This window comes from Sulfurimonas sp. (assembly GCF_032250635.1).
Classification (GTDB): domain Bacteria; phylum Campylobacterota; class Campylobacteria; order Campylobacterales; family Sulfurimonadaceae; genus Sulfurimonas.
The window spans coordinates 1-9,887 of sequence record NZ_JAVVFL010000066.1 but is presented as its reverse complement, the minus strand read 5'-3'; the positions used below and the strand labels follow the sequence as shown (position 1 = coordinate 9,887).

8 protein-coding genes are annotated in these 9,887 nt (G+C 37.9%); 2 read left to right on the top strand and 6 right to left on the bottom strand.

Annotation, left to right across the window (positions count from 1 at the left end):
• From RQ763_RS05520 to RQ763_RS05505, 4 genes are all read right to left on the bottom strand, one after another.
• The coding region (locus RQ763_RS05520; protein ID WP_314151662.1) for a BRO family protein at positions 1-433 on the bottom strand (433 nt) is incomplete at its 3' end.
• 144 nt (positions 434-577) lie between these two features.
• Complete coding sequence (locus tag RQ763_RS05515) at positions 578-2,464, bottom strand: P-loop NTPase fold protein (RefSeq protein ID WP_314151661.1); 1,887 nt, start codon at positions 2,462-2,464, stop codon at positions 578-580.
• 74 nt (positions 2,465-2,538) lie between these two features.
• Positions 2,539-2,997: a peptidylprolyl isomerase gene (locus RQ763_RS05510; protein WP_314151660.1), complete on the bottom strand. Its 459-nt coding sequence runs from the start codon at positions 2,995-2,997 to the stop codon at positions 2,539-2,541.
• Between the two features lie 17 nt (positions 2,998-3,014).
• Positions 3,015-3,365: an MmcQ/YjbR family DNA-binding protein gene (locus RQ763_RS05505; RefSeq protein ID WP_314151658.1), complete on the bottom strand. Its 351-nt coding sequence runs from the start codon at positions 3,363-3,365 to the stop codon at positions 3,015-3,017.
• A 203-nt stretch (positions 3,366-3,568) separates the two neighbouring features.
• Here RQ763_RS05505 and RQ763_RS05500 point away from each other — a divergent pair, with 203 nt between their 5' ends.
• Together RQ763_RS05500 and RQ763_RS05495 are read left to right on the top strand one after the other, a co-directional pair.
• On the top strand, positions 3,569-4,639 hold the full coding sequence (locus tag RQ763_RS05500; RefSeq protein ID WP_314151657.1) for a CHASE domain-containing protein: 1,071 nt from the start codon (positions 3,569-3,571) through the stop codon (positions 4,637-4,639).
• Entirely contained in the window at positions 4,632-6,212 is a 1,581-nt protein-coding gene (locus RQ763_RS05495) for an HD domain-containing phosphohydrolase (protein WP_314151656.1), read from the top strand. The genes RQ763_RS05500 and RQ763_RS05495 overlap by 8 nt, the downstream gene beginning before the upstream one ends.
• A gap of 98 nt (positions 6,213-6,310) precedes the next feature.
• Here RQ763_RS05495 and RQ763_RS05490 read toward each other — a convergent pair whose 3' ends face one another.
• Together RQ763_RS05490 and RQ763_RS05485 are read right to left on the bottom strand one after the other, a co-directional pair.
• Positions 6,311-9,109 carry a helicase-related protein gene (locus RQ763_RS05490; RefSeq protein WP_314151655.1) on the bottom strand — a complete coding sequence of 933 codons (2,799 nt, stop codon included), beginning with the start codon at positions 9,107-9,109 and terminating at the stop codon, positions 6,311-6,313.
• Positions 9,110-9,195: 86 nt separating this feature from the next.
• The coding region (locus tag RQ763_RS05485) for an efflux RND transporter permease subunit (RefSeq protein WP_314151654.1) at positions 9,196-9,887 on the bottom strand (692 nt) is incomplete at its 5' end.

Below are 9,887 nucleotides of genomic sequence, written 5' to 3'. Positions count from 1 at the left end.
CTGTTTGAGCTAATTTAGCTCTAGCTTCCACCCTCTCGTTTTCCAGCAGCCTTTGTTCAACAAGTTCGGCTTTTCGTGTTTGAAGGGCGAAGTAAGTTTGGGCAAAAGCAATCTGCTCTTTTTTGCTGTCACCGTTTTGAGCTATGAGATAACACGCATAACGAGTAAGCATAATGTCATCGACTTCTTTTGTCGCACCAGAGCCTATCTCAACCATTTTCCCGACATCGGCAAAATGGTCTGCAATATTTTGACCCGAGACTTCACAAGCAGTTTTTGCTTTTGAGATTACATTTTGAAAATTACTCCATTTTGTATAACCAAGCAGATGCTGTAAATCTCTCGCCAACCAAAACTCGACACCATCATCTGTTTTATTTACAAAATCTTCAAAATTTTGAGTCAGGCTGTGAATAAGCTCTTTTTCTATCATTTTACACTCCAAAAATCAAATAATTACAAACATATTAGCAAGAAAAACAGATAGTAATAAAAAATATTGCAATTTGTCATAAAACTTTTTATGCAATCATAACGCTGTGTTTTTTTGATTCGCTTAGGGTTGAGAAATTCAATATCATGCTAATCCTTTTAAATTCTTATACTTCTTTATATGTTCAATTGCTTTCTCAAGTGGTTCAATAAGATTTCTTTTTAATCTATAACCACTTATTTTTCCTTCTTTTTTTCCTGTCTCTGCTTCAATAAGTTCTTTTAGCCTATAAATATTTCCAAATTCATCTTCTAACTTTGAAGCAAAAAAATCATGTTCATATCTACCTTCCAAGATTCCACCAAAGGTATGTTGAGCATCACTCGATGACTCTATCAATAGTTTGGCTAGTTTGTTCATATCCATAAAAGCAAAAATTGGTTTATCATCATAAAGAGTTTCTCTCTTATTTGAGTGACATAGTAGTGTATATAAATCTGATATGTTATTCTTTAGGGCAGCCTCTATTTCATTATAAGAACTTGTAAAAATCTTTTCTCTCTCTTCTAAGAGTTTATCTTCTATATGATTTTTAATTTTCTTATAGCCCTCAAAAGCTGTATCAAATCCTAAATGATCGTAAGAAGGGCGATTTATTGCAATACCTCTATCAAGCACTAAAGATTTATCAACTAATTTTTTTTCAAATAAACAATCAACTTGTTTTTTTAAAATATTTAATATATTTTCTTCTGTTTTTGTAATAAGTCCCAAATCTTTAAGTTTTAAAATTGTTGAGGATATTAACATTACTTGAAATAAATTATGATATTTACACTTTTTAAGATTTTTATATACATCATTAAAGATTTCGTCAAAATTTAAATCTGTCAACTTCATATAACCCCATAGTCTTTTCCAGCTCTCAGTATGTTCATCAATATAATATTTACTCTTTGATAATTCCTTGTCAATATCTTCGCTTTTTATATACGAATCTTCAATGATATCTTTCCAGCTTGTTATGCTTAATATCAAATTACTTTGAATAGAAACTTTATATTTTTCATATACTTTGTCGACAATAACTTTTTCTTTTTTTTCTTCCTCTACTCCTACCTTTTTAGCTACTGTAGTAGAAATCATTTTGTCCCAATTATTTTCAGCATTTTTTATCAAACTTTTTATTGATACACAATCATCACTTCTTGTTTCAAAAATAAATATAAAGTACAGTGTGGTGAAATCTTTTATTAGTTCTTCTTGTTTTTCATGATTTTTCAACACAAGCTCATAAACTCTTTTAAAGTCAAAAAGTCCTTGTCTTAATAATCTTAAGTTATTACATTTAGATTTTCCAAATACCTCTAGGATCGTATTTTTATTTCTTTTTAAAATATCTTCAATTGTTAACTCTTTTACAAAACTGTCATATGCTTGATTTACATCTGTTTTAAATTCAAATGTCTTACCTAAGAGTTTTTCTTTTATTTCTTTATATTTTTCTGTTTTTTCTAACTCTTCTTCATTTGCTATAAGTATTACTTTATACGATTGATGCTCAACAAAATAGTTTATATATCCCAACAAATCAACTATATTTATACTGCATCTCTCCAAATCATCAAATATCAATATTCTGTCTTTTGTATTTAATAAATCCTCTGGTTTAAAATTTGGAATTTGTACACTGGCACTTCCATCAGCTTTTCCATCATTGTCCCAATCAAATTTAAAGGTAGCTTTAAAAAGTCCTTTTGCAATTTTTCCGGCGAAAATTGTTTTATCGTTATAAAGTTTAGGATGTATAGCTTTTAAAAACTTTGTCTCTATTTCATCATACGAAGTTACACCATATAGACTTACATAAATATATTTTTCTTCTATCTCGTCATGTAAGTGTTTCATATATTTATTTATAAAATGTGTTTTCCCGCTTCCCCATTTACCCTTTAAAAGCACTGCATACTGCGGATTTTCTATTTCTTTCACATAATAATCTAAAAATTCATCGATATGTTTATTTGGCATCTACCAACCTCTTTTTTATATCTTATTTCACCAGATACATATTATAAACTATTTTCATAGTCACAAAAACACCCTCAATGCCGATGTTCCCCCTTAAGCAACTCTTCTGCAGCCTTATCCAAGAGCTGTTCTATCTCCAAAATCTTGCCGCTTGCTACGAGTGGGATGCCTGCTAGTTCATGATTTGCATTGAGGATTGCGTGCTTTTTCTCTATGCTCTCAACCACATACACGATGCCTTCCTCTTCGCCGTCAAGTTCTGCACCTACATGAATATCATCAGGCAAATCTTTGAGCAGTTCTTTTAAAACCAAAGTCTCATCGTACTCTCCAAACGCTTCTGCAGGAGTGAGTGCTACATGAAAAGTATCGCCTGCTTTTTTTCCCTCAAGCTCATCTTCTAGCTTTTGAAAGATTTGATTATAGCCGCCGTGAAGATACATAAGTTCCTCACTCTCATCAATGATGTTGCCCTCTTCATCTTCTAGCTTTATAAGCATTGACACAAGCGTATTTTTTTTAATTTTATCCATAGAAAATCCTTTTATTTTTATCTACCAAGTAACTCTTTTTGTTTTTTGGTAAGTTTATCGTAAACAAGCGCATAAGAGTGGTCTATGAGTTCTCTCATTAGCGCATCATCCACATCACCGCCTAGTGTTACGGTGTTCCAGTGTTTTTTGTTCATGTGGTAGCCGGCTTTTACGGCTCTGTAAAGCGAGCGGAGTTCTAGGGCGTAGATGGGGTTGCATTTCAGGTTTACTGCCAAAGGCTGTTCATCGACGCATAAGGAAAACATCTTCCCTGCACTTCGGTAAACCCGCACCTTTTTATCGAAAGGGTAATCAAATGTAGCGCCTTTTTTTGATAGCAAATAGGCGTCTAACTCGGCAAAGTTCATCTGTCACCTCCATTCACACTAAGCAGATAATAACATAACTCACTTTATACTATCTGCTCATCTAACATCACCCTGCATCCGTTTTAGCATTACCCCAAACAAGCCCTCAATCTAAAGCTCAAAAATTCCTCTGCCGTTTATATGAATTTTATATGAATTTTGATATTCTCTTCTTATATTCTCTTAAGTTTAAGGCGCGATTGATGTTAAATAGAATAAATATCTCGGTTTTTATTATTGCAGCGCTTGGAACGGCTCTATCATTTTCTATATATTTTTGGCAAAATCAAGTGCAACAAAAACTAATTCAAGAAAAATTCAAAGCACAAATAGAGAAAAAAACGTACGAAATAAAAGAGGGACTTGAGCTCAATATGCATGCGCTCAACTCACTGGCAGCTTTCTATTACGGCTCAAACAGTATTGGTCATGATGAATTTCATGAATATACGTCCGTAATGCTAGAGATGCACCCTTCCATCCACTCACTGCAGTGGCTCGTAAAAGTACCGCATGAACTTAAAGAGAAATTTTATATCTTTGAGTTTGATTCCAATGGCAGCAAAAGGAGTGTTCAAGAGAGAAAAGAGTACTACCCGATTCTCTATGCGGAACCTCTAGAGCAAAATGAAATTGTCATCGGGCTTGATGTCGGCTTTAAAGAAAATCGCCGTGATGCCATTGTAAAATCCATAGAAACAGCCTCTGCATCCATGAGCGCGCAGATAAATTTAATTGAGAGTAAAAAAGGGGTTCTTCTTTTTTACCCTATTTACAAGGATAGAAAAACAAAAAAAGATATTTTGGGCTTTTTTTTGGCAATTATAGAAATTCAAGAACTTATTTCAAAAACCATAAAGGATGAGTTTTTTGATAAAGGCATTGCTTCAATAACCATCAAAGAGATGGATGGTTCACAGGAGGGAGAACTGCTTTTTTCTAAAGAACATGACTACTATATATCAGATTTTTATCATGAGAGTAAAATTGATTTTGCCTCAAAAAGCTGGAAAATAGAAGCTTACGCATCAGAGTATTTCGTGCAAGCACAGTTTAAAAAATATCCCCTTATTCTTCTACTACTGCTCTTGGGCATAACATTCATATTGGCATTTGCCATCTACTTAATGCTAAAAAAACAAGAGGTTCTCATTGAGAGCAACGATGAGATGAGACGGTTTCAAAATGTTGCCGTTACAAGAGAAGAGAGAATAGCTGAACTCAAAAAAGTTATAAAAGAGCTTCAAGAGCAAAACGGAGCGAAAAATGTTTAACGCGAACAATAGAGAGCTTCAAGAGTTACTAGAGCAGGAGAGACGCACAAGAGTGGCAATGCTCGGAATGCTCGAAGATATTCAAGAGCAAAAAAACTCAATACAAAAAGCAAACAAAGAGTGGTTTGACACCATGGACTCCATAGAAGACGGGATTATGCTCCATGATAAGAACTATCTTATACTGAGAGTCAACAGAGCCTATAAAGAGCTCTCTGGTGCAAGTAAGTTTAAAGATATTATTGGCAAAGAGTACTGGAGAGTTTTTCCAAAACTAAATGCTCCCATGGACAGTTGTACCGAAGCTGTAGAGATAAAAAATGAGCATATAGAGGAGTTTACGCTTCCAGATGGCAGGATTTTTCAATCAAAAGCGTATCCTGTTTTGGATAAAGAAGCTAAATACTCATACAGCATACATGTTTTTGAAGATATAACCCAAAGAATAAATGAACAGCAAAAGATAAAAGAGCTAAACAAAACTCTTGAACTCATAAGAAAATGTAATGAAACATTAGTAAGAGCCCAATCTCAAAGAAGTCTTATTGAAGATATATGCCATGAAATAACCGCAAACGAATCCTACTCCTTTGCGGCACTTTTTCTAAAATCACACGACTCCATAAAGTGTATCTACTACTCATTCCCAAAGTTTAAAATGCAAGACATATACGATATAGATTTCTCTAACGAGAAGTATAAAACACACCCTATAGTCGCAAGCATAGAGTTGCAAAAAACCATAATCATAGACGATATAAAAAACGATAAACTCTGGGGTAAAAGACTGCAACAACATAAAGAGTTATTCTCTGCACGCTCTTTTGATATGGAAGGATCGATGCTTTGTCAATACCTTGAAGTTCATGATATAGAGGGTGTGCTTGCCGTATACTCTAAAGATAAGGCTATTTTTGACGACTCAAAAGTGGCTCTCTTTAAAGAGCTCGCCGAGGATATGGCATACGGTATTCACCATCACCGTATCCAAGAAAGACTCAAAGAGACGACCCTTCTACAAAACAAGTCGCTTCATCTTTTAAAAGATAGTTTTAGAGGCACCATAGAGGCGGTTTCAAAAATGACGGAGATGCGTGACCCTTACACGGCAGGACATCAACATAGAGTCGCAAAACTCTCCGTTGCCATAGCAAAAGAACTCGGACTTGCACAAGAGACCATAGAAGCTATAGAACTTGCGGCGATGGTACACGACATAGGCAAGGTGCAGATTCCCCTGGAGATACTGATAAAACCTACCACATTAACCGACCTTGAGTATGAAATTATCAAAAATCACTCTCAAGCTGGATACGATATTCTCAAAGATATAAAATTCTTATATCCGATTGCTAAAATCATACTACAGCATCATGAGAAGCTTGATGGAAGCGGCTATCCAAACAAACTAAAAGGTAACGAGATACTGCTTGAAGCAAAGATAATAAGTGTGGCTGATGTCGTTGAAGCAATGGCATCGCACAGACCATACAGAGCCTCTTTGGGAGTGGACTTTGCCCCCTTGAGGAGATTAAAAAGTACAAAGGTGTATGGTACGAAGAGCCTATCGTAGATGCATGCGTAAAGCTCTTTAGAGAGCAAAACTATACTTTGTAGCGCTCTTGCGGGACTAAAGTCCCACCTCCGTTATGAAAATGATTTATCACTCAACTACCTCTTTCTATACCCTCTATTGCTTATCCCGCGTCCTGCGTAGTTTTTCTTAAAACATGCCTGACATATGCCGTATGGGGAGTTTGGCGGCAGCGGCGCGTTGCACATTCTGCACTTTGTGGCGAGTTGACTCTGCTGGAGTGAATTTTCTATGAACTTGTTTAGAACTCCTCTTGCGGCGCGTGCCCTCCCTGCATCTACAAAGTAGTCGCTAAATCTATAGCTGAGCCAGAGATAGAGCGAAATCTCCTTTACCATATCCTCGGCGCGCAATAGCTCGTCCGTTGTCAGCGCATAACTTCCGCTTAATGGCGGAGCGATGTAGGGAATTGGCATCTTCTTCTCAAGCGCTCCCAAATAACTCTCATATGCCGCAACGATATAGGGCGATTTGAGCGTAAGCGGCGCACATGCCAGATGGTACTTTGTGGCAATATCCAAATCGTAGCTGTCCACCAAGACGGAAACCTCCAGCATGTCATCTAGATTTGTAGCGATAAAAGGACCGTCAAACTCCATATTTTTTGCAAAAAACTTTAGTATCTCATGAAGCGATTTCTCTTCCAGTATGCTTCCTACAAGCTTTATATGCTCAAGATTTGCCATCACTTTAAAAGGGATGGTTATAGTTTTCGCCTCTTTATAAAAGTTCTTTTTGATGATATTTAAAACATCACCGCTCAAAGCCCCGACATAACCGTTTTCATGCAGACCAAATCTTCCCGCACGACCGGAAATCTGATGAATTTCGCTTGGAAGCAGGCTTCTGTCGTTTACCCCGTCAAACTTCTCTGCTTTTGAGAAGAGTATGGTTTTTATGGGCATATTTAGCCCCATTGCAATGGCGTCGGTGGCAACAAGTATCTGCGTCTCGCCTGCACGGAATCTTCTTGCCTCTTCGCGTCTTACCTCAGGAGAGAGATTGCCGTAAACAACGCTCACGCTGAAATATTTGGAAAAAATCTGCTTGAGTTTGAGCACATCTTTTCTGCTAAAAGCGATAATCGCCGTGCTCGGCTCCACATCCTTTTCATGAGTAGGCTCATTCAGTAACGTTAGTGGATTTTTTCTCTCAAACTCCACTATCTCAAGCTCTTCTCCCAAATACTCGGCAAGTGCAATAACCGCATCCTTCGCATTTGGCGAACCTGTCATAATAATCTCTTTTGCGGGTGCGCCGATGATTGCATTTGCCCATGCCCAGCCGCGGTCGCGGTCACCAAGCATCTGCACCTCATCGATGACGCAGACATCCACATCCACGTCAAAGTTTACCATCTCTATGGTTGAGCTTATGTGCGTCGCATCTTCGCTGAGTATCTGCTCTTCGCCGGTTATCAAAGAGGCCTCAACTCCGCTCTCTCTTAGCTCCTCATACCCCTCAAGCGCCAGGAGTCTAAGCGGTGCGAGATAGTACCCGGTGTCGGCATTTTTGAGCTTTTGCATCGCCTGATAGGTCTTTCCGCTGTTTGTCGGTCCTATGTGAAGAGTGAGCTTTCTTCTCATGTCGCGTGCAAGCGGAAAAAGGTTTTTAAACTCTCTTATGGTACGCGCCAAGAGCTCATATCTCTGCTTTTTGAGTATCTCGTCATGTATATTGTGGACAAATCGTCTTACGCTCTTTCGCGCGTTCTTTGGCGAAATGCCAAGAGACGAGGGCAGCAGTTCTAAAAGTACCTCATAGACTTTGGCATGGAGAGCCTCAGAACTTAGATGAAGCAGCGCTGCATACGAACCACACTCCTCTACAAGAGCCTCCAAATCGCTTAAAAACTGCTCTTCATGTTCTCTTTTTGACTCATTTACAGCCTCGCTAAAATCAAGCTCATTTGCTTCCCAGATATCCTCCAAAAGAGAGTTAAGCTCTACATGCAGCTCTAAAATATACTCTTGAGAAATATCTGCATAAGGAAGTTTTATACTCTCTCCCATTCTTACCAAAAGCTCTTCATCATGAAGCTCTATCTCCACATCTCCGAGTTCGCCGGCGATAATGCTAGATAAAATCCCCTCTTTTAAAAGCGGGTAGGAGACCTTCGTCTTTGGCGGCGTTGCGCGGAGTGCGCCCACTATCTCTTTTTGGCTCAGGTAGGGATGCGGCTCTTTGAGATTTTTTATAAAAGAGTCAATCTCCTTTTGTTTTTTGAGAGTTGCTCTCTCTTTTTCTTCTAAAATATCCTCTATCAGCTTCGTTTCATCGCACTCTTGGAGATACTCATACTCGTAAACTTTTGTGTTAAGCGTGAGTATCTTATGAAAACTCTGTCCATACAAAACATAGCGAAGCGAAGCGTTAAACTCCAAAGAGTCGTCAATGTCAAAAACCCCGTCAACCTTCTTCTCGACTCTCTCTTTTTTGAGGTTGTACCTGATATGGCGGAGTTTTGACTCCATCTTCTCAATGGTAATCTTTTTGCTTCTAACATCTGCAAACGCTTCATGCAGAAGCGCTGCCTCTTCATGTGTGACATCAAGTTCGCCTATGAGCGCATCCACCTTATCTTCTCTGTCCAAATTTGGCTCTTTAGGGGTAGTTGATTTATAAACTTTGCCCTCGTTTGCAAAAAAGTTTAAAATGTCGAAGCGAAAATCTCCATTTCCCTCGCTCCACAACATTCTTGCCATCTTTACAAGCATATCTTTGCTCTGATCGATATCATAGATTCCGAGTGTGGTAAACATCTCGCTTAGTGTATGCACACTTACTCTTGCAACTCCTACATCAAAGGGGTCATCATCAAAATATTTTCTAATTTTTTGGTTTATTTTTGCGTTTTTCTTATTTTTCTTTGCCATATATTATTGTAACCAAAAGCTTTTAATAATAGAGGAGAAATTTTATATTATGCACTATAAGCCGGTAGTGCATAATAGTTTTGATTCTACGGTTTTTGCAAATCAGTCTCTTTGGTAAATTTAAGATAGAGCAGCGGCAGTACGATAAGCGTTAAGAGCGTAGAACTTATCAAGCCGTTAATGACGACAATAGCTAGTGGTTTTTGTATCTCTGAACCAGGACCCGTGGCAAACAACATAGGCAGCAGACCCAAGGCAGCGATTGAAGCCGTCATAAGGACAGGACGAAACCGCTTAATAGAGCCCTCCTTTACTGCATCAATAATAGAATATCCCTCTTTAGCCAGATAATTAAAATAGTTTACAAGCACGACACCGTTTAATACCGCGATACCCAAAAGTGCAATAAATCCAACCGATGCAGGTACTGAAATATACTCGCCGCTAAAGTACAATCCTGCAAATCCGCCAATGAGAGCCAGCGGTACATTTATCATAACGAGTATGGCTTGCGTTATAGAACTAAACGAAACAAACAACAGAATAAATATTAAAAAAAGTGCTATAGGTACTATGAGGGTAAGTTTTGCGGCAGCTCTTTGCTGATTTTCAAATTCACCTCCGTAACTTACATAATAGCCTGCGGGCATTTTGATATTTTGCTCGATTTGCGCTTTTGCTTCTTCTACAAAACCTACAAGATCACGACCCTCGACATTGCTTTGAACTACGGTTTTTCTATATCCGTTTTCATGCTCTATCTGCACCGGTCCTGTTG